Genomic DNA, 24,159 nt, shown 5'->3' with positions numbered 1-24,159 from the left:
GCGATGCAAAGGCCACAAGTCAGGGGTCGAAAAGGACGCCTTGAAGGCCGAACTAGAGATCAGACAGCAGCTGCTCGATCCGCCGCGGATAGTTGTTCAGAAAATCGCGCGACACCGCGAAGCTATCGGTGTCCTCGTATGCCACTTCCGAAATGCCATCGGGATCGAACTGCCAGATCTGCGCGTTCGGGTAGGCCAGCAGGATGGGCGAATGGGTGGCGATGATGAACTGGGAGTCGTCCTGCACCAGCTGATGGATGGCGGAGAGTGCGGCCAACTGGCGAGCAGGGGAGAGAGCCGCCTCGGGCTCGTCCAAAAGGTAAAGCCCTTTCCCCTGGAACTTGTGCGTAAGCAGGGACATGAAGGCCTCACCATGTGACCTCTGGTGCAGCGACTTGCCGCCGTAGCCATCCAGATAGCCGACCTCGTCCATGTAGGTAGCCACATTGAAGAAGCTTTCTGCGCGCAGGAAGTAGCCGTCCTTGGGACGACGGAAGCCACGCCGGAGGCGCAAGGCGCGATGCAGTTCGGACGTGGACGTTGTCGTGGACAGTTGGAAGTTCTTGGTGCCGCCTTCGGGACTGAAGCCCAGCGCCAGCGCGATGCCTTCCAGCACGGTTGATTTCCCCGTGCCGTTCTCTCCCACCAAGAACGTTACATCTGGATGGAAGCTCAACTTCGCCAGATCCCTTACGGCCGGGATGCTGTATGGATAAGTGCGATGGTCGATGTCCGCATCGCTACTGAACGATGCGCTCTGTAGGTAGGGCTTTTCCTTGAGCGTCACGACATGCGTCCTTTCTTGAAAACGACCATATTCATCATAGGACGGAGCCGTCTCACTTCCTGATCCCTGCTCGATGCGCGCCTGATTACACCGGGTCTTTCTCAAATGTCTTTATACCCGGCGGCAAGCAGACCCACGGATGCCTGCGGCTGTCGTAGACGGAGACTTGCGGTGGCGGAAAACCACTGTCGGAAAAGGCTCCTACCGCGACGCTTACCGATTCGTCGTCGCCCTCTTCCGTGTGGAAGACCGTCGTTCCGCAGACGGGGCAGAACCTGAAGATGAACTTGGCGCCCTGATCACCGATGCGAACGTACTCGGTGGCGACACCCGAGACTTTGAACGGCGTGGCGTAGCTGGCCAGGGCCGCAAAAACACTACCCGTCCTTCGCTGGCAGGCGAAGCAATGACAAACACCGATCCCCTGCGGCTCGCCTTCGACTTCAATGCGCAGTTGCCCACAGGAACAGGAAGCTGTTTGGGAGGACATGAAGCACCTCAGAATAAGCCAGGGAAACAGGGAATCGCTCCTGCCTTATCCATGGTGCATCAACTGGAACGGAGGTAGCCAGCTCATAGAGCGCTTCATGCGATCGACTGGGGCCAGTTAGCTCAACTACCTCCGTTCTCCCATCCCTTCCGCGTATGCAACAGCACTTGGCATAGCCGAGGGCTTCAAACTGTTGACCCCTACTACTTAGCCGATTTCACTTCCACCACGACCACCTTCGCGGCTGTCGTGCCCACGTTCTCGTTGCTATGCGTCACCGGCTCGCTCCACGTGGCCTCTCCCGCCTTGTGTTCCGTCTCGGTCACCTTTCCATCCGCCAGCGTCGTCTTGGTCTTGCCCGACGTGACGAAGTACACGACGCTACCCGGATGGGAATGCATGCCGATGGTCTCGCCCGGCTTCACATTCACTTCCATCACTCTTACCTGCGCGTTGTCGACGAGCACCTTGGTGTTCTTCGGCGCTACGGTCGCCATATCCTGCGCCATCACGGTTCCGGCGCAGACACACGCCAGCGCGATCAACACCCATTTCGCGTTTCGATGCATTGCGATTGCCATGACATATCCTCCGCACTACGTTGAGGTGGTCCAGGGTCCTTGACTGCTGATCACGCGATCAGCGCCCAGCATGTGGGCTCCCATTCCAGGCGGCGGGCTTGCTCCGCCCATCCCGACGCCGCGGCATGACAACCAGCGGCAACGAGCGGCATCGTGCTCCATGAAGTTCCGATGGCGGCGCTGGTGCTCGGGCGGAGGCTGCACAGCGCACGCTTGCCATCGATGGATCAGATGCCGGTGTTCCGACGAAACCGTTCGGACACCCGATCGACGCTACGCGCCCGCAGAAAGGGCGTCAATCATGCAAATGGTGGATGGATGCCAGCCGGGTAAAACGTGCCTTGAGCATCGCGAGCGGTCGTCAAGTCGACCCGCTCTCTCTACAATGCGCCCCCTTTTCGCTCTCCGGTTTTCGCGTGCATGGACATTGTCGTCAATGAAGAACTCAAGGCTTATATCGACCCGATGACGCCGGAGGAGTACGAAGCGCTGGAGCGGAGCATCCTGGCCGAGGGCTGCCGCGATGCCTTGGTGCTATGGGGCGACATGCTGGTCGATGGCCACCACCGCTACAGCGTTTGCCGCAAGCATGAGTTGCCCTTCCAGACCATGCAGAACACTCAGTTCCGCTCCATGGACGATGTCCATCTGTGGATGATCGACCAGCACCTGGGCCGCCGCAGCGTTTCTCCTTTCCAGCGCGGCGTACTGGCCCTGCGCAAGCGGGAAATCCTGGCGGCACGGCGCACCAGTGCGCGCAAGGTCGATAGTCAGGTACCGGCACAGGCCGCAACGGAAGCCGCCGGCGACACGCATGAGGACGCCGCTCCGGTCACTGCCGCCACCATCGACACACCCAAGCCGGAACCCTTGCCCAGCCGCGTCGCCATCGCGCGTGAAGCCCGCCTCAGCAACAGCCAGGTCGGCATGATCGAAAAGATTCACAAGCAGGCTGCGGAAGAAGTGGTGGCCGCGGTGAAAGCCGGCACAATTTCGATCAACGCTGCGGCTGCCGTGGCGAGTTTGCCGGTTGAAGAACAGCGCGCTGCGGCGGAAGCCGGCGGTGACGAACTCAAGCAAGTTGCCAAGCGCCTACGCGAGGCAAAGCGCAAACCACGCGATGAAGCTGCACCTCCGCAGAGCACGATGGAGGAAAGTGAACTTCACGCGTTGCGCCAGCGAGTGATCGAGCTGACCGCCGAGAACGAAACGTTGCGACGTCAGCTCGCGGAACTGCAAGACCAGATTTCCACGTCAGCCTGAAAGCCATGTCACCCGAGCGCCGTAGCTACAGCTAGGGCGCTCGGGTAGGCCTGACCTAGCCCGCGCTGTTGGCGAGCTCGCGCTTACCCAATCCAAACACGTAATACAGCACCGCCAGCAGCACGAGCCAGAGCGGCCCGACCAGAAGCGCCACGCGCGTATCGGGGAAATGCGCCATCAACCCGATCACCAGCACCAGGAACGCCAGTGCGAGCCACGACGCATACGGATAGAACGGCATGCGGAAGACCAGCCGCTGACGTTCGGCGTCGCTCAGGCTCTTCCGAAACTTCATCTGCGTGATCAGTACCACACCCCAGGTCCAGATGGCGCCGAAGGTGGCGACCGATGTCACCCAGACGAACACTTTTGCCGGCACCAGGTAATTGAGCAGCACGCCGAGCAACAACGCGACAATCGACACCTGGATCGCGCGGTGCGGTATGCCGCCTTTCGACGTCACCGCGAACATGCGCGGCGCCTGACCTTGCTGGGCCAGGTTGTAGAGCATGCGGCCGGTACTGTAGATGCCGCCGTTGCACGAGGACAGTGCCGCGGTGAGCACGACGAAGTTGATGATGCCGGCGGCGGATTTGATGCCGAGGCGTTCGAAAGTCATCACGAAGGGGCTGCCGTGCGTGCCCAGTTCGTTCCATGGGTAGATCGACAGGATCACGAACAGCGCACCCACGTAGAAAATCAGGATGCGCCAGAACACGGAGTTGATCGCGTCGGGAATCGACTTGTTCGGGTTGTCGGCCTCGCCGGCGGTGAGGCCAATCATCTCCACGCCGAGATAGGCAAACATCACCATTTGCAGCGCCATCAACATGCCCTGTGCGCCATTAGGCATGAAGCCGCCGTGCGCCCACAGATTGCTGATGCCTGTCGCGACGCCATGGTTGCCGAGACCGAACAGGATCATGGCGCCGCCGCCGATAATCATCAGCACGATCGTCACCACCTTGATCATGGCGAACCAGAATTCGAACTCGCCGTAGGCCTTGACCGTGGCGAGGTTCACCGCGCCCATCGCAGCCAGCGCCGCCAAAGCCCAGATCCATTGCGGCACGTCCGGAAACCAGATGCCCATGTAGATGCCGACGGCGGTGATTTCGGCCACGCAGGTCACCAGCCACATAAACCAATAGTTCCAGCCGGTGAGATAGCCCGACAGCGGACCGAGGTAGTCCTGTGCGTAGCGGCTAAAGGAACCGGCCACCGGGTTGTGCACGGCCATTTCGCCCAGCGCGCGCATGATGATGAAGATCGCGATGCCGCCCATGATGTAGGAAAGCAGGATCGCCGGCCCGGCGAGTTTGATCGCGTTGGCCGAACCCAAAAACAACCCCACGCCGATGGCCGAGCCCAACGCCATGAGGCGGATGTGGCGTTCCTGCAGGCCGCGCTTCAACGCTTGTTCGTTCGTGTGCATAGGTGTCCCGATACGAATGGCTTGGTTGATGTTACGAAGACCGTTGTCGACTTAGTCCGCCACAAATCCGATCTTGGCGTGTGTGCCGTCGCAGAACGGCTTGTTCTGGCTGCCGCCGCAGCGGCACAAAAAGGCACTGGCGACTCGCGCCACCATGCGGCCGGTGCCGCTGGTGATCTCGAGATTGCCGCGTACTTTCAATGGTCCGTTGTGTTGCGGCTCGATATGCAGCGGGCCGTCGCGTACCGCCAGCGCATCCGTCGCTGTTCCTGTCGGCGGTTCGCCAGTGGCGCTGAAGCCGATGTCGTGATGCGAGCCGTCGCAGAACGGTTTGTTCTTGGAAGCGCCGCAGCGGCAGAGCGTGGCTCGAAAACCGGCGGGCACGCCGTTCAAGCGCAGATCGCCGCGGAATGCGTACGGCCCGGCTTCGCGTGTAGCGGCGAGATTCACCGGCGGCGCGGTTTCGTCCGGGCGACCGTCGCGCCGTTTGTAGCGGATGGCGCCGGAGGGACAGGCATGCGCGATATCCGCCAGCCGTTCCGCATCCATGGTGTCGGGATGGATCCACGGGCCCTGCACGTTGGCGAGGAAGACCGTGGGCGCACCCGTAACGCAAAAGCGCGCGTGGATGCAGCGCTTGGCTTCGAACAGCAGCGTCAATTTCTCACCCTCGACCTGTTCGATGCCGTCCTGCACGGAGGTCGGTGGCGCTGGTTGAGCAGGCGGCGCGGTTGGTGCGACGGCCGGCGCTGCCGCCGAAGGCGCAGGCCTGGCCAGATCGAAGTTCTGCACCGCGTTTTGCGCGAGCCGGGACAGTATCGAAGCCGCGGCAGCGGTGCGGGCATCGCCGCCCTCATTCATGCGTACCGCGGCATCCGCCAGTTGCTGGATACGCTCGCGGAAAAAGCGGCGCGCGCTTGGGCCAGGCGGCAGCGCTGCCGTGTCGCGCAAGGTAATGAAGGTAACGCCTGCGTGGCAGGTGGGATTCGACGGACCGGCCGGCAGCCGCGCGGCACGCTCGGCCAGCGGCACCAGTGCGTGCATCAGACCGATCGACAGATCGAGCGCCAGCATCTTGTCCGGATCCGGCGCGGGTACGGCATAGGTGTAAGCGAGCAAGCGCTGCATCAAACCGTAGGCGCTGTTGGCCAAATCGACGGTGGCGATGGCTCTGGCGTCTTCGATCCACACGCGGCCTTCCGGGCGCGGTGGCCGGCGCAGTACGGGATTGGTGGCCGCGGGGAAGGCCGGCACGAAAGAGGGATCGGCCTCGAGCAGCGTCTGGTATTCCTCGCGGATGGCCGCGAATTTCTGATAGTGCGAACCCTCGGCGTTCTGCTGCGCGCCTTCGCCCTGGGTCACGATCGCGTTGAACGCGATCAGCGCCGTCTTCAGGCAGATCACGCGCTTCGCACCCGGCAGGGAGACATCGGCGTCGGATAGCTGCAGCGCCGGATCGCCGCATAAGGCATTGGCTTCGCCCTGTGCGTCGGCGAGTTTGCGCAGGTTCTCGCCGAGCTTTTCGTAGAACGCGCCCACGGTGTCGTAGTCCATGCCCATCGGCGTCAGACGAGGGCCATCGACACCGCGCACGAAGGCGCGCTCGGGCGCAAAGCCCTCGCCATCCATCTCGGTGGAATCGGCAGGCCGTTCCAGATAGATGAAATGTTGCAGCGTCGCCCGGTTGAAGGGCGCCAGTTTCACCACCACGCCGGCCGGCAGGTAGCCGGGGTCGAGCGGGAAGTTCGAGCGCCCGACGCGCGGCGCTCCGCCCAGCGCCGCGGTGATATTCCACACCGACGCCAGATGCCCCATCTCCTCGGTGGCGATCTCCACAATCATGCGCCGCCAGCGCGTGACGGCATTGAGCTGTTCGGCCGTGAGACCTTCATCCAGCGACGACTTCAGTGAGAAGGCGGCATAGAGATAGGTGCACATGAGGCAGTGCTCGAGCTCCGCCGCCTCGTACAAGGCATGCAACAACTGCTCGCGACTGGGCACGACATCGACCGGGTTATGGCTGGCCATGGCTGGCTCCCCAGGTGGTATTTCGAGAAGGCCCGAAGGTACACCGTCCACAAGACAAACCCTAGGCCAGGTTGGCCTGGATGTGACGTGCGTTTATGGCACCGAATGACCCTTGCTCGCCGTCCAGATCGCATACCAGTCTTCAGCATCGAGCTGCACGTCCAATGCAGCGACGGCTTCGCGCAATCCTTCGATGCGGCCGGTGCCGGTAATGGCATGAGGACGGGAGGGATGGCGGAGCACCCACGCAAAAGCGAGCGTGGCGAGGCTGATGTCATGGTGCGCGGCGATGGCGGTCATTTGCTCGCGCACGCGGACGGCCTGTTCGTCCTGGCCGGTGAACAGGCGACCACCGCCGAGTGGCGACCAGATCATCGGGCGCAGGCCCAGTTGCTGAGCCTGATCGAGGGTGCCGTCGGCCAGCGCATCCATCTGCAGCGGGGACAGCTCGACCTGGTTGGTCAGCAATGGATGCCGCTGATGCAGCAGCGCGAACTGGCTGGTGCTGTGGTTGGAGACGCCCCAGTGGCGCACCTTGCCCTCGCGGGTAAGGCTGGCGAAGGTGTCGGCCAGTGCGGCTGCGTCCATCAGGTAATCGGGACGGTGGATCAGGACCAGATCCAAGTGCTCGGTGTGCAGGTTGCGCAGGGACTGCTCCACTTGCGTGCGCACGTACACTGCCGAAGTGTCGTAGTAATTGACCCGGTAGTCACGCTGGGCGGAGCGCAGCCGGATGCCGCATTTCGTGATCAGCTGCATGCGTTCGCGCAGCGCCGGCATCGCTTTCAGTGCTTCGCCGAACAGCGCCTCCGCCCGGTAGTCACCATAGATATCGGCGTGATCGAACGAGGTAATGCCGAGTTCGAGTGCCTGCTCGATCCAGCGTACGCGCTCCTGCACGCTGAGATGCCAGTCGGTGATGCGCCACAGACCGGCGACGATGGGGGAGAGTTCGAGGGTTGACGTGTTGTTGGTATCAGGTGACATGAAGAATTCTTGGAATGAAAAAAGTTGGTTCTGCTTTGAGGCAGATGCATGTTTGGTTGGAGCATCAACTGGCGAAACTAACCCGTTACCGCGCTGAAGCGTTCGGCATAAAGCTCAGTCACCCAGTCGATAAAAACCCGCACCCGTGGCGACAGCTGTCGATGGTAGGGATACATCACTGATACCGGCAGTCCTGGCGAGACCCAATCGCTGAGTACTTCCACCAGACGTCCATCGTGCAGGGATTGCTCAACGGCGTAGCGCGGCAGTTGTACCAGTCCGCAGCCTTGCAGCGCGGCGACCAGATAACTGCCGGCATCGTTGACGGAGATCCAGCTGCTCAAGCTGTATTCGCGCGCCCGGCCGTCCACGATGAGCTCGAAGGGATAGGCAATGTCGCGGCTGCTGGCGAAGAAGCCGACCGATTGATGATTAGCGAGTTCGTCGGGGTGCATTGGCGTGCCGAAGCGCGCCAGATAGTCGGGGCTGGCGCAGATGATCTCCGGCATGACTGCGAGGCGGCGCGCGACTAGTGAGGAATCCTTGGGCGTGCCGGCGCGGATCACGCAGTCGATGCCTTCGCGCACCAGATCCACCAAGCGGTCGCCGCTGCTGACGACCAGGTCAATGTGCGGATAGCGGTTGCGGAAGTCGTTGATCCGCGGCAGCACGATGCTGGTGGCATGGGTGCCGTGCAGATCCAGCCGCAGGGTGCCGCGCGGGTTGGAGGTCGCGGTGCCGAGCGCCGATTCGGCGTCCTCCAACTCGGCCAATAGATGCACGCAGCGCTCGTAGTAGGCGCGGCCATCCAGGGTAGTGCGCACCTGGCGGGTGGTGCGTTCGAGCAGGCGCGCGCCGAGCCGGGCTTCCAATTCCTTGATGGCGTAGGTGGCGGTGGCGCGCGGGATATCCAGCTCGCCGGCGGCTCGGGAGAAGCTGCCGAGCTCGACGATGCGGGTGAACAGGCGCAGGGCATCCAGGCGATCCATGGCGCCGATTATTCAATAGGAGCGAATTAACTTGCCAGTTTGAGGTGATTTATCCAGTCAACATCAACGGAAAGAATGCTTTCCACGTAAAGACCGGCCCACCCACGGGCCTCATTCAACGACTGGAGCATTCCCTATGAACAAGCAGATCAAGACCGCCCTGGTCACCGGCGCCTCTGGCGGTATTGGCCGCGCCATCGCCTTGCGCCTGGCCAGCGACGGCTTTGCCATCGCCGTGCATTACGCCGGCAACCCGGCCAAGGCGAACGAGGTGGTTGCCGAGATTGAACAGGCTGGCGGCCGTGCCCTCGCCGTGCAGGGCGACATCGCCGATGCGCAGGATGTGGCGCGGATATTCGATACGGCCGGCGAGCTTTCCGGCAACGTGGATGTGGTGGTGCATAGCGCCGGCATCATGGCCAACTTCCCCATCGCGGGCGGCAATGTCGATGCATTCGACCGCATCATCCGCACCAATCTGCGTGGCAGTTTTCTGGTGCTGGGCAAGGCCGCGGAAACCATGCAGAGCAGCGGCCGCATCATCGCGCTTTCCACCAGCGTGATCGCCAAGGCCTTTCCCACCTACGGCGCTTATGTGGCTTCCAAGGCCGGCGTGGAAGGACTGGTGCATGTACTCGCCAATGAGCTGCGCGGACGCGGCATCACGGTGAATGCCGTGGCACCGGGCCCGGTGGGCACGGAGCTGTTCTTCCACGGCAAGACGGACGAGCAGATCGCGCAGATCAGCAAGCTTGCGCCACTCGAGCGCATCGGTACGCCCGATGACATTGCCAAAGCTGTGTCCTTCCTCGTCGGTCCCGACGGCGGCTGGGTGAATGCGCAGGTCGTCCGCGTCAACGGCGGCATGGCGTAAAGCGCCGCCCTATTCTTCGCCTGATTGGCGTCGAGTCTCAGCTACGCGCGCTTTTCTCCTCCCCCTGCTCGCGACGCGAAGCTAGTCCCGTGGGACAGGGGGGAGGTCGGGAGGGGGTAAGCCCTTGCGAAAAACTCACATGGACGCGCTTTCTCAAGTACTCACCCCTCCCCAACCCTCCCCTGCAAGCAGGGGAGGGAGCCAAGAATTCGCGTAGCTGAGACTCGACGCTAATCAAGCTTCTTCGGAGATAGTCCAATGAAACAGATCATCCTGATCACAGGTGCATCCAGTGGTTTCGGCGCACTTGCGGCTCGCGCGTTGGCGCACGCCGGCCACACCGTCTACGCCAGCATGCGCGAAACGCAGGGGCGCAACGCGCCACAGGTCGAGGCCTTGCATAACTACGCTAGGGAACAGGCAGTGGATTTGCGTGCGATCGAACTGGATGTGCTTTCCCAAGACTCGGCCGATGCTGCCGTGGCGCAGATCGCGGCTGCGCACGATCACCTGGATGTAGTGGTCCATAACGCGGGGCACATGGTGTTCGGTCCGGCGGAAGCGTTCACGCCGGAGCAGTTCGCGCAGCTGTATGACGTGAATGTACTGGGCACGCAGCGCGTGAATCGCGCCGCGTTGCCGCAGTTGCGCCGGCAGCGCAAGGGTCTGGTGCTGTGGGTGTCAAGCAGCAGCACGCGTGGCGGCACACCGCCTTATCTCGCGCCCTACTTCGCGGCGAAGGCGGCGATGGATTCCGTGGCGGTGAGTTATGCCGGCGAACTGGCGCGCTGGGGGATCGAGACGTCCATCGTGGTACCGGGCGCATTCACCAAGGGCACCAACCACTTCACCCACTCAGGCAAACCGGCCGACACCGCGCGCGTGGAGGAATACGCCAAGGGTCCGTACGCCGGTTTCGAGGACGAAATCCTGCGCGGCCTGGCGGCGTGCGAACCGGCGGATGCGGATGTAGCGACTGTGGCGGATGCCATGGTCGACATCGTGAACCGTCCGCACGGACAGCGGCCATTCCGCGTGCATATCGATCCGTCCGATGATGGCGCCGCCGTGGTCGCCGCGGTGGCGGACCGGATTCGCGTGGAGTTTCTGCGGCGTGTCGGCGTAGGCGATCTGTTGTCGCCGCGGGTGAGCTGAGCGACTTTTGCCAAAAGCGATCAGCTGTGACGCAGCTGATCGCGCAGGTCGGTCACGGCGGCATTGATGCGCGAGACGTAGTCTGCCAACGCAAGCGAGTGATTGGCGAACTTTGGTGACGGACCGCCATTGAGCGCCAGCGGGCTACCGGGTGCCTGCACGGCCTCCAGTTCATGGATGGCTTCTTGCAGGTCGGCTTGCGCCGCCGGGTCCTTGAGCACCGGTGCGAAGTCGTGCTGGAACGCTTTCATCTGCATCAGCAGGGTCGTGGTGTAGCCACGTGCTTCGTAGAAGGTGTCATCGCCGCGCCGCCACGGTGCATTGCCTCTGCGCAGGGCCATGGCCGACACCACCGCCGGCCAGTGCGGTGGCGAGAACTCGCCGGGACGCGGAGGTACCACGCCGGAAGCGAGGCGCTGCTCAAGCGCATCGAGCCGGTCCGAGGCCACGTCCAGGTAGTCGGCGAGGTGATCGGCGCTGGTACTGAAAAAGGCGTTGTCCGGATCGTCGTCGGTCAGACGGTCCAGATAGGCCTGCAGATGGTCGCCGACCTTGCGGTACTGGCTTTGGGCATTGCGCAACGGCCAGCGGCCACCTCGGCCGGCGAGCAGACCGTCGGCATCGGCCAGGTCCTTGTCTTCGAGCAACGGTGCTTCGGGACGGGCGAAGGCGCTGCGCAGGGCATGCAGCAGATCGCGCGTGGCGATGAGTGAACCGCGCTGCCACGCAGGCGACGCCTCCATCGCGAGCACGGAGGGATGTTTGTGTCCCTTGGCATGCGCTTCGTGCCTGTTCACCAGCGCCTGCACCGAACGGATCACACTGATGGTGGTGGCCGCTCCGGGGGTCACCGGGCGCCGCATGGCGGTCAGCTCGGTACGCGGCGGCGCGGCGGGATCGAGCAGGTCGGGCTCCCGGTCCCACCACCATATGGCGATACAGGCCAGCAGCAGCGGCACCGCCAGCAATACCAGCACCACACGCAACAGAGTGTGGTTCGGTCTGGCGCTGGACTCAGTGGCTGGCATGCTCGATTCCTTGGGCATCGATCCGGTATCAACGCGCTAAAGGTAGCGCGGGATGACATGGCGAGATAGCTTGCGCGGAGCTTGCAACGAACACAAAAAAACCGCGCGTGCTTCCACGCGCGGTTTTTGTTGCCTGATTCGGCATCAGGCGCGGTGATAGACCTCGGCGCCCTGCTCGCGGAATTCGGCGGCTTTCTCGGCCATGCCTTCGTCCAGCGCGGTGATTTCATCGGTGCCGTGCTCGGCGGCGTAATCGCGCACGTCCTGGGTGATTTTCATCGAACAGAACTTGGGGCCGCACATGGAGCAGAAGTGAGCCGACTTGTGCGCGTCCTTGGGCAAGGTCTCGTCGTGGAATTCCTTGGCCTTTTCCGGATCGAGGCCGAGGTTGAACTGGTCGTCCCAGCGAAACTCGAAACGCGCCTTGCTGAGGGCGTTGTCGCGCACTTGCGCACCGGGGTGGCCCTTGGCCAGATCTGCCGCGTGCGCGGCGATCTTGTAGGCGATGATGCCGTCGCGCACGTCCTGCTTGTTGGGCAGGCCGAGGTGTTCCTTCGGCGTGACGTAGCAGAGCATGGCGGTGCCGAACCAGCCGATCATCGCCGCGCCGATGGCGGAGGTGATGTGGTCGTAGCCCGGCGCGATGTCGGTGGTCAGTGGCCCCAGGGTGTAGAACGGCGCTTCCTGGCACTTCTCCAGCTGGCGCTCCATGTTCTCCTTGATGAGATGCATGGGCACGTGACCGGGGCCTTCGATCATGGTCTGCACATCGTGCTTCCACGCGATCTGGGTCAGCTCACCCAGCGTGTCCAGCTCGCCGAACTGCGCGGCGTCGTTCGCGTCCGCGATGCAGCCCGGGCGCAGGCCGTCGCCGAGGCTGAAGGACACGTCGTACGCCTTCATGATTTCGCAGATGTCTTCGAAGTGCGTGTAGAGGAAATTCTCTCTGTGATGCGCCAGGCACCACTTGGCCATGATCGAGCCGCCACGCGAGACGATGCCGGTCACACGCTTGGCGGTGAGCGGCACAAAGCGCAGCAACACGCCGGCATGGATGGTGAAGTAGTCCACGCCCTGCTCGGCCTGTTCGATCAGGGTGTCGCGGTACAACTCCCAGGTGAGGTCCTCGGCGACGCCGCCGACCTTCTCCAGCGCCTGGTAGATCGGCACCGTGCCGATCGGCACCGGCGAGTTGCGAATGATCCACTCGCGCGTCTCGTGGATGTGCTTGCCGGTGGACAGGTCCATCACGTTGTCCGCGCCCCAGCGGATCGACCACACCAGCTTTTCGACTTCTTCGGCGATACCCGACGACACGGCGCTGTTGCCGATGTTGGCGTTGATCTTGGTGAGGAAGTTGCGGCCGATGATCATCGGCTCGCTTTCCGGATGGTTGATGTTGGCGGGGATGATGGCGCGGCCGCGGGCGACTTCGTCGCGCACGAATTCCGGCGTGATCAGCTTCGGTAGCGCTGCGCCGAAGGACTGGCCTGGGTGCTGGTTGCGCAGCGCGCTGTTGGCCAGCGCTTCGATACGCTGGTTTTCGCGGATGGCGATGTATTCCATCTCCGGCGTCACGATGCCGCGCCGCGCGTAATGCATCTGCGTGACGTTGGCGCCGGCCTTGGCGCGCAACGGCGCACGCAAATGATGGCCGAAGCGGATCGGGTCCAGCTTGGCGTCAGCGGCGCGCTCGCGGCCGAAGCGCGAGCTGAGGTCCGACAAACGCTCCACGTCACCGCGCTCGGCGATCCACTGCGCACGCAACGCCGGCAAGCCGGCGGCGAGATCGACGCGGTAGTTCGGGTCGGTGTACGGACCCGAGGTGTCGTAAACCGTGATCGGCGGATTGGTCTCGCCGCCGAACAGGGTCGGCGTCTGCGCCTGCGCGATTTCGCGCAACGGCACCTTCAGATCGGGGCGACTGCCCTGCACATAGATCTTGTGCGAACCGGGGATCGGCCGGGTCACGGCCTCGGAGAGTTCCTGCGCGGCGCGCGCGAGATCGGAGGGCTGGGCATTCATCGGCATTACGTCCTTCGAGAGGCGGGGGACGAAGCGATGGCGCCGGACGCACGAAGGGCTGGGTTCGTGCGGCGAAGCTCCCTACACCGGTGCTAACCGGATCAGGTTCGAAGGGACTCTCTCAGCCGACTGTGGTCGGCACCCCCGCTTCCAGAAGCGACTATTCAATCATGAAAGCGGGATACGGGCGAGTATGCCGCCCAGAGGCCGGTCTTAGCGCGGCAGATAGGCGCGCAGGAAAGTGGCCACGCCGGCGCGGGCGTTGGCTTCCATCTCGGTGGCGAAGGCGTCCTGGCAGCCGTCGCAGCCGAACATGCGGCGCAGGACGAGATCGCCCTTGATCAGCGCGAAGAACTGAATGCTGGCCTGCGGCACGTTCTCGATTTCCAGCTGGCCGTGGTCAACGGCCTGTTGCAGCAGGCGTTCCAGCAGTCTGTGCGTGCGGGTGGGGCCTTCTTCCCACAGCAGCTTGCCGTAGCGGGGATTGCCCTGGCGGCAGTCGCTGAGAATGGCGCGGAAGGTGCCGACGTTCTGCGGATCGCAGTCGATATGGGCGTGGATCATGGCGATGTTCATCAGCACGTCGCTGATGTTCGCCTGGGGTTCGTAGTGGTAGGTATCTTCCGGCAGCAGATCCTGGATGCGCGCGCGGATGACCTCGCGGAACAGGTTGTCCTTGTCGCCGAAATGGCTGTAGACGGTGAGCTTGGAAACGCCCGCTTCGGCCGCCACGGCGTCCATGCTGGTGCCGGCGAAAGCGTTGCGGATGAACAGGGCCTTGGCCGCTTCCAGGATCGCCGCACGCTTCTCCATGTCCTTCGGGCGACCGGGACCCTGGGGCTTGGTTTGCGGGATCGTGTTCATGCCTACACCTTCACAAAGGAATAACCGGGGTTTATTATACGAGCCGGTTTACTTATTTTCCACCGCCGTGCTGAACGGCTACCTATGACCTCTACTATCGCAGAACTCGCTCTCAGCGGCCCTTATCGCCATGCCCAGCGCACGCTGGCCGCGTGGCTTGAGCAGGGGCACGCCGCTGCACGCCGTCGCACGTTCGCCGCCCGCATCGCCCTGGCCGCATTGAATGCGCCGGAGCGCCACCAGCTTGCCCGCTGGCTGGCCTGGCTGGCGGTAGCCGCGCAGAGCCGTGGCAAGGCGACGCCGCAGAGCCGCATCCTGCACCTCGATGCCTCGTTGCATCAGGCTGTGGCTGATGCGCTCGCGCGCCTGCCTTCGAGCATGACTGGCGCGCAGACGCGGACTCGACGTTTGACTGCGTAGTGTCCGCGGACACCGCGCCACGCATGACTTCCGTCAGCTCGGCTCGGTGACTTCCGGCACTTCGTGGGCAAGCAGGCAACCCGCAGGCTTTGCACATTGTCGGAACAGGCCTAAGCGCTTATCCTTTTTGACCTTTTTCGATTTGCACGGGACGTAGGCTGAGATGGCGATGAACTTCGAACAGGCGCGGCAAAACATGGTGGAAAACCAGGTACGCCCCTGGGAGGTGCTGGACAGCCGCGTACTCGATGTACTCAGCCGCCAGCACCGCGAAGATTTCGTCGCCCCCGAGCATCGCCAGCTGGCCTTTGCCGACCTGAGCCTGCCGCTCGGCCATGGCGAAGTGATGATGAAGCCGGTACTCGAAGGCCGCGTGCTGCAGGCGCTCGAACTTGCCGGCACCGAGCAGGTGCTGGAGATCGGCACGGGCTCGGGTTTCCTCACTGCCTGTCTGGCCAGCCTGTCGGCGCACGTCACCAGCGTGGATATCCATGCCGATTTCGTCGCAGCCGCGGGCCAGCGCCTGACACAGGCCGGCATCGGTAACATCAAGCTGGACGTGGGCGAAGCCATCCAGGCCTGGCAGCCGACCGGGACGTTCGACGTGCTGGTGGTAACCGGTGCGGTGTATGAGATTCCCCAGCGTTTCCTTGGCTGGCTCAAGCCGGGCGGCCGCCTGTTGGCGGTGCGCGGCGAGTCGCCGGTGCAGCAGATGGTGCTGTTGACCCAGGAAGGCGCAGACCGCTATCGCGAGGAAAGCCTCCTCGAGACCGACCTGCCCTATCTGGCGCATGCCGCGCCGCCGCGCCAGTTCGTTTTTTGATCCCCGATTCACACCCCATGAGGCAACCCATGCGTTTGAAGCTTCTGACCCTCGCCCTGGCCCTGACGGTACTTCCGCTGTCCGGCCACAGCGAGGATTTGCTGGATGCATACCGAGAAGCACGCGCCAACGATCCGGTGCTGTCGCAGGCGGATGCCAGCCGCCTGTCCACCGGTGAAGGCGTGACTCAGGCGCGTGCGCTGCTGCTGCCGCAGTTGAATGCCGGCCTGACCTTCAGCCAGGCGAGCGGCAACAACAGCATCGCGAGCTCAGCGGGTGGCAGCGGCCACTCGCGCAGCCGCGACGTGTCCGCCACGCTCAACCAGAGCGTGCTGGATCTGAGCAAGTGGGCCAGCCTCAAGACCGCCCGCTCGCAGTCGGATGCCGAAAACGAGCTCTACCAGGCCGCGCTGCAGGCACTGTACGTGCGCGTGACCCAGGCCTACTTCGGCGTGCTCACCGCGCAGGATTCGCTGACCTATGCCAAGGCCAACGAGGACGCGTACAAGCAGTCCTACGAGCAGGCGGACCAGCGCTTCAAGGTCGGCCTTTCCGCAGTCACCGATGTGTACCAGGCCAAGTCGTACTACGAGCTGGCCAAGGCGCAGACCATCGCCGCGCAGAACACGCTCAATGATTCCCGCGAAGCGCTGACCCAGATCACCGGCAAGCCGACCGGCGAACTGAAGAAGCTGCGCGAAGACCTGCCGATGGATGCACCGTCGCCGGACGACCCGAACACCTGGGTGCAGGAAGCGTTGAAGAACAACCCCAATGTGCTCTCGCAGCAGTACACCGTGGAAGCCGCCGAGCACAGCATCAGTGCTGCTCGCGCCGGCCATCTGCCGACCATCAACGCCACGGTCACCCGCGGCGAAACCAGCAGTTGGCTGGAGAACGGCAGCTACAACCGTCCCGGCAACGGCCGCCTCGGCACCACCGCCGGCCTGACTCTGTCGGTGCCGATCTTCGCCGGCGGCGCCACTCAATCGCGCGTGCGTCAGAACATCTATCAGCGCGATGCTGCGCAAGATGCGCTGGAATCTCAGCGCCGCCAGGTCACCCGCGATACGCTGAACTTCTACCGCTCGGTCGGCGCCGGCATCCTGCAGGTGCAGGCGGCCAAGGCGTCGGTGGAGTCGGGCCAGAAAGCGCTGGAAGCGACCCGTGCCGGTTTCGACGTGGGCACGCAGACCATGCTCAACGTGCTGAACTCGATTCAGACCCTGACCCAGGCTGAGAGCAGCTACTCGCAGGCACGCCACACGTTCATTCTGAACAAGCTGCAGCTGAAGCAGTCCTCGGGCACCATCGACCTGAAGGATCTGGAATCGGTGAACACGCTGCTGCAGTAAAGCGCAGCATCAGGCATCAAAAAAAGGCCGGGCATTTGCCCGGCCTTTTGCTTTCCGTCATTCCTGCAGCTGTTTGTCGATCAGCGACATCACTCTCTGCACGGCGCCGCGCTCGCTGTCGAACACGACCCGGGCTCTTGTGCCCATCGCTTCGCGCCCGGGTTTGTCGCGCAGCAACCGCAGCACTTCGTTACCAAGATCTTCGACACCACCCAGGCGCACACCGCCGCCTTCGCGGATCAGGGTCAGGGTGATCTCTTCGAAATTGAAAGTGTGCGGCCCCACCAGCACTGGCTTGGCCAGCGCCGCCGGCTCCAGCACGTTGTGCCCGCCGATAGGCACGAGGCTGCCGCCGACGAAAGCCAGGTCGGCCGCCGCATAGAACTGCATCAGCTCGCCCATGGCATCGATCACGAACACCTGATGCGCCGCCGACGGCACGCGATCCACGCTGCGCGTAGCGACGGAGAAGCCGAGGCTGCGCACGGAGTTCTCCACCATCTTGAAGCGCTCAGGGTGGCGCGGTGCGATCAGCAGCAGCGCATCGGGCAAGCGCTTGAGCACTTGCAGATGCGCCTCCAGCACCGGCAGCTCTTCGCCCTCGTGCGTGCTGCCAGCGATCCACACCGGACGCAGGTGCCCCCACTGCTTGCGCAACGCTTCGCCGGCGGGAACCGCGTCATACGGCACCGGCATGTCGAACTTCAGATTGCCGCTGACCACGATGCGCGCCGGATCCACACCAAGCAGCCGATAGCGTGCCGCATCGGTGCGCGACTGCGCGGCGATCTGCCATACGCAGCCCAGCGCCGAACGCACCATGCCCTGCAGCGGACGATAACCGCGCAGCGAGCGTTCGGAGAGCCGTGCGTTGACGATCATCAAGGGAATGCCGCGGCGCTTGCAGGCGAAATAAAGATTCGGCCAGATCTCGGTTTCGACAATGATCGCCAGCTGCGGCCGCACCCGCTTCATGAAACGCGACACCGCGAACGGCAGGTCGTAAGGCAGGTAGACGTGAAACACGCTGTCGCCGAACAGCTGGCGCACACGCTCCGACCCGGTCGGCGTCACCGTGGTCACCACCAACGGCGCGTTGGGATATGCCTCGCGCAGCGCCTTGATCAGCGGCTCGGCGGCATTCACCTCGCCCACCGACACCGCATGTACCCACAGGCTGCCGCGCACCAGCGGCAGCGGCCCCTGATAAAACCCGAAGCGCTCACGCCAACGGCGGTGATAGTCGCGATAGCGCACGCCGCGCGCGAGCAGGCGCAGCACGATTAGTGGCGTCACCAGATACATGGCGAGGGTGTAGAGATAGCGCAACGGCAGACCCTTCAGTCAGGCGCGGCAGTATAGCCAGTGGGGCCGGAGCGCGGACCACGCGCAGTCTTTGAACAGGCTCTAAGAGGTAAGCCCTTGCTACAATCCGCACCCCATGCCCGGTGCACCCCGTCCCTCATTTCAGCGCTCCCTGCTCGCTCCAAGCCATTGGCCGGCCTGGATCGGCGTAGGCCTGTTGCGGTTGATCGCGCGCTTGCCGCGCGGCCTGCTGATGGCGCTGGGGCGCGGACTCGGCGTGCTGATCCAGTACTTCCCCTCGCAACGCCGGCACGTCGCCGAGGTGAATATCGGGCTGTGCTTCCCTGAGCTGTCCAAGAAAGAGCAGGCCGAACTGGTGGACGCGCATCTGCGCGATATCGGCCTGATGATGGTGGAGTTCGCGCTCGGCTGGATGGGCAGCGATCGCGCCATCGCGCGCACGCCCATCACACTCGAAGGCCTCGAGCATCTCGAGGCCGCGCGCGCGCAGGGTAAGGGCGTGCTGTTGGTCGGCGGCCACTTCTCGCATCTGGAACTATGCGCGCGGCTGGTGTCGCGGCACATCCGCATCGCCGGCATGTACCGGCGCATGGATGCCCCTGTGTTCGAATGGGCGGTGTTGCGTGCACGTCTGGATTATGCCGACGCCATGTTCGACAAGGACGACATCCGCGGCACTGTGAAGTACCTGCGCAACGGCGGCACTCTTTGGTATGCGCCGGACCAGGACATGCGCAGCAAAGACAACGTATTCGTGCCGTTCTTCGGCGTGCCGGCAGCCACCATTACCGCCACGCATCATCTGGCGCGCATGTCCGGCGCATTGGTCATTCCGTTCTTCCACCGGCGCCTGCCCAACAGTGACGGTTATGCGCTGCGCCTTGGCGCGCCGCTGGCGGACCTCCCGAGCAAGGACGCCCTGGGCGATACCGCCCGCATCAATGTTTCCATCGAACAGATGGTGCGCGAAGCGCCCGAGCAATACCTGTGGGTACATAAACGGTTCAAAACCAGACCGCCGGGCGGCCCCGACGTTTACTAGGCGGCGACAGCCAAACGACAGACAGCTCACGTACAAGGCCTGTTGTGCTATCCCCGACACCTGTCTGCTATGTCCATCCGGCTGTTTCTGCGCTCACTGCGCAACCGTCATGACTGGCGCGGTGCTTCCCCGAAGCGTCTCGCCAGTGCCCTGAAATACGTTGCACGCAGCGCCCGCATGGCGCAGCGCCAATCGGCGTGGCTGAGCGAGCTGTATAGCTCGCCGCGACTGACGGCCATGCTTGGGCATGACCCTCGCCTGCTGGAGCGCTGGCATCACCACTACATCAATCGCCAGATGGGGCGTACGCGCCGCATGGCGGTGATCAGCGCACATTACCGCTTCGTGTTCTCGCAGCTGCCTGCGGCGATGGTGGATGCGGTGTACCTGCAAGGACGCCACCAGCTCGGCTCGCTGGTGCTCAAGGACGGCAGCGAACTGCTGATTGAATTGCGCCGTCCCACCGGCCGCAGCCGTGAGGGCGAGCTGTCGCTTTGCCTAGCCAACGCTCAGGGACAACTACTGTCCTCGGTGATCTTCAGCATCGCCGACGAAGGACGCAGCCTGTTGATCGGCTGCCTGCAAGGCGCCGCGGCGGATCTGGGTCGCGACGCGGTGCGCGAACTGACCAAGCAGTGCCATGGCCTGCGCCCGAAGAACCTGTTGTTCTCGCTGCTGCTGGCCTTCGCCGAAGTGGCGCAGTGCAAACAGGTGCGTGGCGTGAGCAATCTGGCGCACCCGTTTGCCGGCGAGGCGGACAAGATCAAGGCCGACTACGACAGCTTCTGGCAGGAATGCCGGGGCGAACCGCTCTCCGACGGGTTCTATGCCCTGCCGGCGCGCGAACCGGTGCGCGACGAAATGCAGGTGGAGAGCAAGCACCGCTCGGCCTTCCGCAAGCGCGAGGCGTTGCGCCGCGAAGCCTGCGAGCTGCTGATGAACGCTCTGCGCGGCGGTGAGCTGCCGCTGGAAAAAGCCGCCTAGCCGTCTTCTTGCCCGGGCAGGCGTTCGCCGTGCCGGGTCACACGGGTCGCCTCATACAGCTTGGCGTACTTCAGGAACGCGTAGAACGCGTGGATGCGCGCGGCGATAAAGCCCGCCCAGCCCGAGCGGTAGTGACCGCGCAGTACGTAGTAGCGGAAGAACGCGGCCATGGAATTGGTCAGCAAGCGCAGGCGTAACCCCGTGCCGCGACGCTCCGCCAGATCGGCGAGCTGCAGGCTGGAATAGCGATTGGCCTTGTCCACACGCCCGGCGATATCGCGCTCGCCGTAATGATCGAGCACCAGGTTGAGCACACCGATCGAACCGTCGACCTGTACTTCCTCATGTACCTGATGCGCGCTCATGCGTGCGCGGAGACGATCGAACAGGCGCACGTAGTGATTGAGGCGACTGCGCGGCGACTGCCACTGCCAGAAAATCCATTCGCGCCGCCAGACCTGATAGCCAGCGTGTGCCGGCGCATCGAGCACTTGACCTAACACCTCTGCAGCGCCATCCGGCAAAGCTTCGTCCGAATCCAGCAGGAGCACCCAATCGTGGCCGGCCAGATCGATCGCGGCCTGCTTCTGCGCGCTATAGCCTGCGAATGGCTGGGTCGACACACGTGCGCCGTAGTGGGTAGCGATCGCCACTGTGGCGTCGGTGGAACCGGAATCGAGCACCACGATCTCGTCCGCCCAACGCACGCTGGCCAGACAAGCATCCAGCGTGGCGGCGCTGTTGTACGTGGTGATCACCACCGATAAGGGTTCACGCGCCACGCGCCGCTCCTTTGCTGTCCGGCAACACATACAGCGCCGCGCACCACAGCCCGAGCAACCAGGCGAACAGCAAGCCCCACCAGGCGGAATAGAAGGCCAGATGCGTGTTCAACGGAAACACCATTACGCCCAGCGCTACGCTGACAGGAAAGGCTCGCTTTCGCGCTGCCGGCCCCACCCTCCATGCATGCCACAGAGCCAGCCCGGCGGCGGCCAGCCACATCAACAGACCGATCGAGCCGGTCTCCGTCAGCACCTCCAGCACTAGCTGGTGCGCATGGCAGGCCCCTTCGCCCTCACCGCAGGCTTCGCCCGACACCACGAAATGGTCGTTGGCTGGCGCCACCTGCGGATAGGCGTAGCGGAAACCACGTACGCCAACGCCATTGAACGGATGCGCGGCGAACATCTTCAGACTGGTGCGCCAGATATCCAGGCGGCCACTAAGCGCGGCATCAACCGCCTGGTCCGAACCATTGAGCGCTACCAGAGTGTGTTCCATGCGTGCATGGAATCGCTCGGAGGTCTTCCATGCGATGCCTCCCGCTACCGCCACAACCAGTACGCCAGCGCCGCAAGCGAGCAGGAAGCGCCGCGTCGAGCCGGCTTCGTGCCAGGCGAAAGCCAGTATCACCCATGCGTAAGTCAGCCAGGCCGCGCGTGAACCCGCCAACAGGATCGGGCCGAGCAGCAGCAGGCCCGCGAGCACCAGACCACGCAGCCCCCAACGCTGTCGCGCCGTCCACAGCGCAAACGGTGACAGCACCGCAAGGCTCGGCCCCAACTTCAAATTTCCCGCACCGAAAATGCCGGACAGGCGTTCCGCTTCCGCATGCCCGCCCAGACTCCAGCCGGTCAGCGCCTGTACCCATGCATCCAGCACCCACAAGGCCAGCACGGCGGCCACGGCCATATACATGGCGCGCAGCTTCGAGTCCCAGCGCATCGCGTAACAGGCATACAAACCCAGCGGGATATAGCGCAATAACGCGGCCACGGTGGACCAGCTCTTGCCGGGCATGATCGCGTCGACAGCGGAGAACAGGGCAGCGCCGATGTAAGCCGCCAGCAACCACAGCAGCAGCCGTGCGCCGGCGTGGTCGCTCAAGGCTCGCGGCCTTCGCAGGAACAGCATCAGGCTGCCCAGCAGACACAGGAAGGTACCCAGCTCCGAGCTGCGCCCGAATGGCAGCAAGGCGATCACCAGCCAGAACGGCAACAGCGGCGAACGCAGCGCGGCCTTCAATGAGGAAACGATGGGAGGCATGCACGAAACCGGTGAGGAGGCCCGGGCATTGTATGTAGGAGTGCACCCCGTGCGTGACAAACCGGCAGGATTGCTGGGTTGCACGGCGTAAGCCGCCTTTAGGTGAGGGCCATGGATGGCCCGAATGAAACGGCCCGACAGGGCTGCGCTTTTGTCTTGTAAAACAGCGGCCCTGGCGGGCCGTGACGCACAGGGTGCGCTCCTACGCGGTCGTGACTTCGTCGTACAGCGCCAGCGTGGCTTGTTGCATATCCAACAGGCGATAGCTCTGCAGCATCGGGATCGGCGGTGCCACGCGCAACAGCTCGGCCGCGCGCTCCACCAGCCGCTCGCGATCGCCCACCGGCACGCGACCGGCGGGATACAGCTCGGCCAGCAGCTCACCGACGCCACCGTGCGCATAGCCAAGTACCGGCCGGCACAGCGACAGGGCTTCGATCACGGTGCGGCCAAATGACTCCGGCTTGTTGGACAGCTGCAGGATCAGCGCGGAGATGGCGTAGATATCGCGCACGTCGTTGCGCGGCGGCGTGAGTACCACCTGCGACTCGACCCCGCGCGCCTGGATCAGCTCGCGCAACTCGGCCACATAGGCTTCGCGGCCCGGCTCGATCACGCCGAGCAACAGCAGGCGCGCGTCGATGCCGCGGCGCTTCAGTTCGGCGACCAATTCGACCGCATCGTGATGGCCTTTCAACCGCGTGCCGCGACCCGGCAGGGTCAGCAGCGGTGCGCCGGCAAGGCGGGGAAACTCGGCGAAGAACGCCTTCTGCCAGGCGTCATCCGGCCGGTGCCCATAGGGAAAGGCTTCCGGATCGATGCCGCGCGGGATCACTCGCACGCGTGAAGGCTCCAGCCAGCGATAGTGACTGAGCACGTAGTCACGCAGGGTCTGCGAGACCGCGATCACCCGCTCGCCACGCAGCAGGATGGCGCTGTAGCGGCCCGGCGAATTGAGGCCGTGCACGGTGGTCACGAAATGCGGCTTGTTCTTCAGCCCTTTCATCGCCCACCAGCCCAGCCAGGCCGGCAGGCGCGAACGGGCATGCACGATGTCCGGCTGGATCTCGGCCAGAATGCGGCGCAGCGCGCCGGCCCGGGTCAGGGTGCGCAGCGACTTGCTGCCGATATCCAGAGTGATGTGCTCGCTACCCTCAGCCTGCAGCTGCCCGACCAGGCGCCCGCCGGCGGAAATCACCACCGACCGATGACCCGCCTGCACCAGGGCGCGCGCCACCTCCAGTGCCGACCGCTCCGCTCCACCCGACTGCAAGGCCGGGATCAGCTGGACAACGGTCAGCGACCGGGCGGGTGCGGCAACAGCGGACATGGTCGGTTCTATGAGTGCCTTCATCCTTGGAGACAAGCAGCAATCGTGCCGAAAGCTGCGCTACGTCACATTAGGGCCGGTGCGGCCCGAAGCTCGGTCAGTCGCTCAGGACGTAATGGGCGCCGCAATAGGGACAGGTGGACTCCCCACCGTCATCGACGATGGGCAGATAGACCTTGGGATGGGAGTTCCATAGCGCCATGCCGGGCATCGGACAGGACAGAGGGAGGTCCTTGCGCGTCACTTCATAACGATTTTCGGCATTGGCCGGGATCGATTTCGCCGTCGCGGAGGGTTGCGACATGGGGAACTCCACACTGGACA

Annotated in this window: 23 protein-coding genes and 1 riboswitch; of the genes, 8 read left to right on the top strand and 15 right to left on the bottom strand. The window is 63.8% G+C overall.

Translation table 11 applies throughout. The annotated features are described in order from the left end of the window. Positions 1–52: 52 nt before the first annotated feature. The 3 genes from BM338_RS18110 to BM338_RS18100 form a co-directional block, all read right to left on the bottom strand. The gene (locus tag BM338_RS18110) at positions 53–892 is read right to left on the bottom strand and encodes an AAA family ATPase (RefSeq protein WP_218156377.1); all 840 of its coding nucleotides are present in this window, start codon (positions 890–892) and stop codon (positions 53–55) included. Next, a complete protein-coding gene (locus BM338_RS18105) occupies positions 873–1,277 on the bottom strand; it encodes a GFA family protein (RefSeq protein ID WP_090453381.1) in 405 nt (134 codons plus the stop codon). Before BM338_RS18105 ends, BM338_RS18110 begins: the two co-directional genes overlap by 20 nt. 203 nt (positions 1,278–1,480) lie before the next feature. Beyond that, complete coding sequence (locus BM338_RS18100) at positions 1,481–1,858, bottom strand: cupin domain-containing protein (RefSeq protein ID WP_090453379.1); 378 nt, start codon at positions 1,856–1,858, stop codon at positions 1,481–1,483. A gap of 420 nt (positions 1,859–2,278) precedes the next feature. On the opposite strand from BM338_RS18100, the gene BM338_RS18095 reads away from it, so the two are divergent. After that, positions 2,279–3,121, top strand: a complete 843-nt coding sequence (locus BM338_RS18095) for a plasmid replication/partition related protein (RefSeq protein ID WP_090453377.1) — start codon at positions 2,279–2,281, stop codon at positions 3,119–3,121. Positions 3,122–3,176: 55 nt separating this feature from the next. On the opposite strand, the gene BM338_RS18090 is transcribed toward BM338_RS18095, so the two are convergent. The 4 genes from BM338_RS18090 to BM338_RS18075 form a co-directional block, all read right to left on the bottom strand. Continuing rightward, positions 3,177–4,556, bottom strand: a complete 1,380-nt coding sequence (locus tag BM338_RS18090) for an amino acid permease (protein WP_090453374.1) — start codon at positions 4,554–4,556, stop codon at positions 3,177–3,179. 51 nt (positions 4,557–4,607) lie between these two features. Beyond that, complete coding sequence (locus tag BM338_RS18085; RefSeq protein WP_090453372.1) at positions 4,608–6,584, bottom strand: ferritin-like domain-containing protein; 1,977 nt, start codon at positions 6,582–6,584, stop codon at positions 4,608–4,610. A gap of 93 nt (positions 6,585–6,677) precedes the next feature. After that, complete coding sequence (locus BM338_RS18080; RefSeq protein WP_090453370.1) at positions 6,678–7,571, bottom strand: aldo/keto reductase; 894 nt, start codon at positions 7,569–7,571, stop codon at positions 6,678–6,680. A gap of 77 nt (positions 7,572–7,648) precedes the next feature. After that, entirely contained in the window at positions 7,649–8,560 is a 912-nt protein-coding gene (locus BM338_RS18075) for a LysR family transcriptional regulator (RefSeq protein WP_090453367.1), read from the bottom strand. Between the two features lie 136 nt (positions 8,561–8,696). Here BM338_RS18075 and BM338_RS18070 point away from each other — a divergent pair, with 136 nt between their 5' ends. Further along, the gene (locus BM338_RS18070) at positions 8,697–9,434 is read left to right on the top strand and encodes an SDR family oxidoreductase (RefSeq protein WP_090453365.1); all 738 of its coding nucleotides are present in this window, start codon (positions 8,697–8,699) and stop codon (positions 9,432–9,434) included. 258 nt (positions 9,435–9,692) lie between these two features. Beyond that, positions 9,693–10,589, top strand: coding sequence for an SDR family oxidoreductase (locus tag BM338_RS18065; protein ID WP_090453363.1), 897 nt, complete (start codon positions 9,693–9,695; stop codon positions 10,587–10,589). 20 nt (positions 10,590–10,609) lie between these two features. On the opposite strand, the gene BM338_RS18060 is transcribed toward BM338_RS18065, so the two are convergent. From BM338_RS18060 to BM338_RS18050, 3 genes are all read right to left on the bottom strand, one after another. Next, the gene (locus tag BM338_RS18060) at positions 10,610–11,617 is read right to left on the bottom strand and encodes a DUF2333 family protein (protein ID WP_177229405.1); all 1,008 of its coding nucleotides are present in this window, start codon (positions 11,615–11,617) and stop codon (positions 10,610–10,612) included. A 144-nt stretch (positions 11,618–11,761) separates the two neighbouring features. Continuing rightward, entirely contained in the window at positions 11,762–13,642 is a 1,881-nt protein-coding gene (thiC, locus tag BM338_RS18055) for a phosphomethylpyrimidine synthase ThiC (RefSeq protein ID WP_090453534.1), read from the bottom strand. Positions 13,643–13,703: 61 nt separating this feature from the next. Beyond that, positions 13,704–13,798: riboswitch (TPP riboswitch) on the bottom strand. Between the two features lie 57 nt (positions 13,799–13,855). Next, positions 13,856–14,506 (bottom strand): TetR/AcrR family transcriptional regulator, encoded by a 651-nt coding sequence (locus BM338_RS18050; RefSeq protein WP_090453359.1) that lies wholly within the window; start codon positions 14,504–14,506, stop codon positions 13,856–13,858. Positions 14,507–14,590: 84 nt separating this feature from the next. On the opposite strand from BM338_RS18050, the gene BM338_RS18045 reads away from it, so the two are divergent. From BM338_RS18045 to BM338_RS18035, 3 genes are all read left to right on the top strand, one after another. Continuing rightward, positions 14,591–14,926: a hypothetical protein gene (locus BM338_RS18045; protein WP_090453357.1), complete on the top strand. Its 336-nt coding sequence runs from the start codon at positions 14,591–14,593 to the stop codon at positions 14,924–14,926. 163 nt (positions 14,927–15,089) lie between these two features. Further along, complete coding sequence (locus tag BM338_RS18040) at positions 15,090–15,749, top strand: protein-L-isoaspartate O-methyltransferase family protein (protein WP_090453355.1); 660 nt, start codon at positions 15,090–15,092, stop codon at positions 15,747–15,749. Positions 15,750–15,778: 29 nt separating this feature from the next. Further along, positions 15,779–17,104 carry a TolC family outer membrane protein gene (locus BM338_RS18035; protein ID WP_090453353.1) on the top strand — a complete coding sequence of 442 codons (1,326 nt, stop codon included), beginning with the start codon at positions 15,779–15,781 and terminating at the stop codon, positions 17,102–17,104. Positions 17,105–17,161: 57 nt separating this feature from the next. Here BM338_RS18035 and waaA read toward each other — a convergent pair whose 3' ends face one another. Next, entirely contained in the window at positions 17,162–18,433 is a 1,272-nt protein-coding gene (gene waaA / locus BM338_RS18030; RefSeq protein WP_090453351.1) for a lipid IV(A) 3-deoxy-D-manno-octulosonic acid transferase, read from the bottom strand. Between the two features lie 112 nt (positions 18,434–18,545). Between waaA and lpxL the strand changes: the two genes are divergently transcribed. Continuing rightward, positions 18,546–19,472 (top strand): LpxL/LpxP family Kdo(2)-lipid IV(A) lauroyl/palmitoleoyl acyltransferase, encoded by a 927-nt coding sequence (gene lpxL, locus BM338_RS18025; RefSeq protein WP_090453349.1) that lies wholly within the window; start codon positions 18,546–18,548, stop codon positions 19,470–19,472. A gap of 69 nt (positions 19,473–19,541) precedes the next feature. Then, complete coding sequence (locus tag BM338_RS18020) at positions 19,542–20,456, top strand: VirK/YbjX family protein (RefSeq protein ID WP_090453347.1); 915 nt, start codon at positions 19,542–19,544, stop codon at positions 20,454–20,456. Here the strand turns inward: BM338_RS18020 and BM338_RS18015 are convergent. From BM338_RS18015 to BM338_RS18000, 4 genes are all read right to left on the bottom strand, one after another. Beyond that, positions 20,453–21,238, bottom strand: coding sequence for a glycosyltransferase family 2 protein (locus BM338_RS18015; protein ID WP_090453345.1), 786 nt, complete (start codon positions 21,236–21,238; stop codon positions 20,453–20,455). The genes BM338_RS18020 and BM338_RS18015 overlap by 4 nt on opposite strands. Next, a complete protein-coding gene (locus BM338_RS18010) occupies positions 21,228–22,505 on the bottom strand; it encodes an O-antigen ligase family protein (protein ID WP_090453343.1) in 1,278 nt (425 codons plus the stop codon). Before BM338_RS18010 ends, BM338_RS18015 begins: the two co-directional genes overlap by 11 nt. 202 nt (positions 22,506–22,707) lie before the next feature. Beyond that, a complete protein-coding gene (locus tag BM338_RS18005) occupies positions 22,708–23,835 on the bottom strand; it encodes a glycosyltransferase (protein ID WP_090453341.1) in 1,128 nt (375 codons plus the stop codon). A 97-nt stretch (positions 23,836–23,932) separates the two neighbouring features. Then, positions 23,933–24,139, bottom strand: coding sequence for a zinc-finger domain-containing protein (locus BM338_RS18000; RefSeq protein ID WP_090453339.1), 207 nt, complete (start codon positions 24,137–24,139; stop codon positions 23,933–23,935). Positions 24,140–24,159 lie beyond the last annotated feature (20 nt).

The organism is Dyella sp. OK004 (assembly GCF_900114495.1).
GTDB lineage: Bacteria > Pseudomonadota > Gammaproteobacteria > Xanthomonadales > Rhodanobacteraceae > Dyella_D.
This window is presented reverse-complemented; position numbering and strand designations above follow the sequence as displayed.

Excerpts from the sequence above, each read along its gene's own strand:
- BM338_RS18105 (WP_090453381.1), bottom strand. The coding sequence starts at position 1,277 with ATGTCCTCCCAAACAGCTTCCTGTTCCTGTGGGCAACTGCGCATTGAA.
- BM338_RS18100 (WP_090453379.1), bottom strand. The coding sequence starts at position 1,858 with ATGGCAATCGCAATGCATCGAAACGCGAAATGGGTGTTGATCGCGCTG.
- BM338_RS18095 (WP_090453377.1), top strand. The coding sequence starts at position 2,279 with ATGGACATTGTCGTCAATGAAGAACTCAAGGCTTATATCGACCCGATG.
- BM338_RS18090 (WP_090453374.1), bottom strand. The coding sequence starts at position 4,556 with ATGCACACGAACGAACAAGCGTTGAAGCGCGGCCTGCAGGAACGCCAC.
- BM338_RS18085 (WP_090453372.1), bottom strand. The coding sequence starts at position 6,584 with ATGGCCAGCCATAACCCGGTCGATGTCGTGCCCAGTCGCGAGCAGTTG.
- BM338_RS18080 (WP_090453370.1), bottom strand. The coding sequence starts at position 7,571 with ATGTCACCTGATACCAACAACACGTCAACCCTCGAACTCTCCCCCATC.
- BM338_RS18075 (WP_090453367.1), bottom strand. The coding sequence starts at position 8,560 with ATGGATCGCCTGGATGCCCTGCGCCTGTTCACCCGCATCGTCGAGCTC.
- BM338_RS18070 (WP_090453365.1), top strand. The coding sequence starts at position 8,697 with ATGAACAAGCAGATCAAGACCGCCCTGGTCACCGGCGCCTCTGGCGGT.
- BM338_RS18065 (WP_090453363.1), top strand. The coding sequence starts at position 9,693 with ATGAAACAGATCATCCTGATCACAGGTGCATCCAGTGGTTTCGGCGCA.
- BM338_RS18060 (WP_177229405.1), bottom strand. The coding sequence starts at position 11,617 with ATGCCAGCCACTGAGTCCAGCGCCAGACCGAACCACACTCTGTTGCGT.
- thiC (WP_090453534.1), bottom strand. The coding sequence starts at position 13,642 with ATGAATGCCCAGCCCTCCGATCTCGCGCGCGCCGCGCAGGAACTCTCC.
- BM338_RS18050 (WP_090453359.1), bottom strand. The coding sequence starts at position 14,506 with ATGAACACGATCCCGCAAACCAAGCCCCAGGGTCCCGGTCGCCCGAAG.
- BM338_RS18045 (WP_090453357.1), top strand. The coding sequence starts at position 14,591 with ATGACCTCTACTATCGCAGAACTCGCTCTCAGCGGCCCTTATCGCCAT.
- BM338_RS18040 (WP_090453355.1), top strand. The coding sequence starts at position 15,090 with ATGGCGATGAACTTCGAACAGGCGCGGCAAAACATGGTGGAAAACCAG.
- BM338_RS18035 (WP_090453353.1), top strand. The coding sequence starts at position 15,779 with ATGCGTTTGAAGCTTCTGACCCTCGCCCTGGCCCTGACGGTACTTCCG.
- lpxL (WP_090453349.1), top strand. The coding sequence starts at position 18,546 with ATGCCCGGTGCACCCCGTCCCTCATTTCAGCGCTCCCTGCTCGCTCCA.
- BM338_RS18020 (WP_090453347.1), top strand. The coding sequence starts at position 19,542 with ATGTCCATCCGGCTGTTTCTGCGCTCACTGCGCAACCGTCATGACTGG.
- BM338_RS18010 (WP_090453343.1), bottom strand. The coding sequence starts at position 22,505 with ATGCCTCCCATCGTTTCCTCATTGAAGGCCGCGCTGCGTTCGCCGCTG.
- BM338_RS18005 (WP_090453341.1), bottom strand. The coding sequence starts at position 23,835 with ATGTCCGCTGTTGCCGCACCCGCCCGGTCGCTGACCGTTGTCCAGCTG.
- BM338_RS18000 (WP_090453339.1), bottom strand. The coding sequence starts at position 24,139 with ATGTCGCAACCCTCCGCGACGGCGAAATCGATCCCGGCCAATGCCGAA.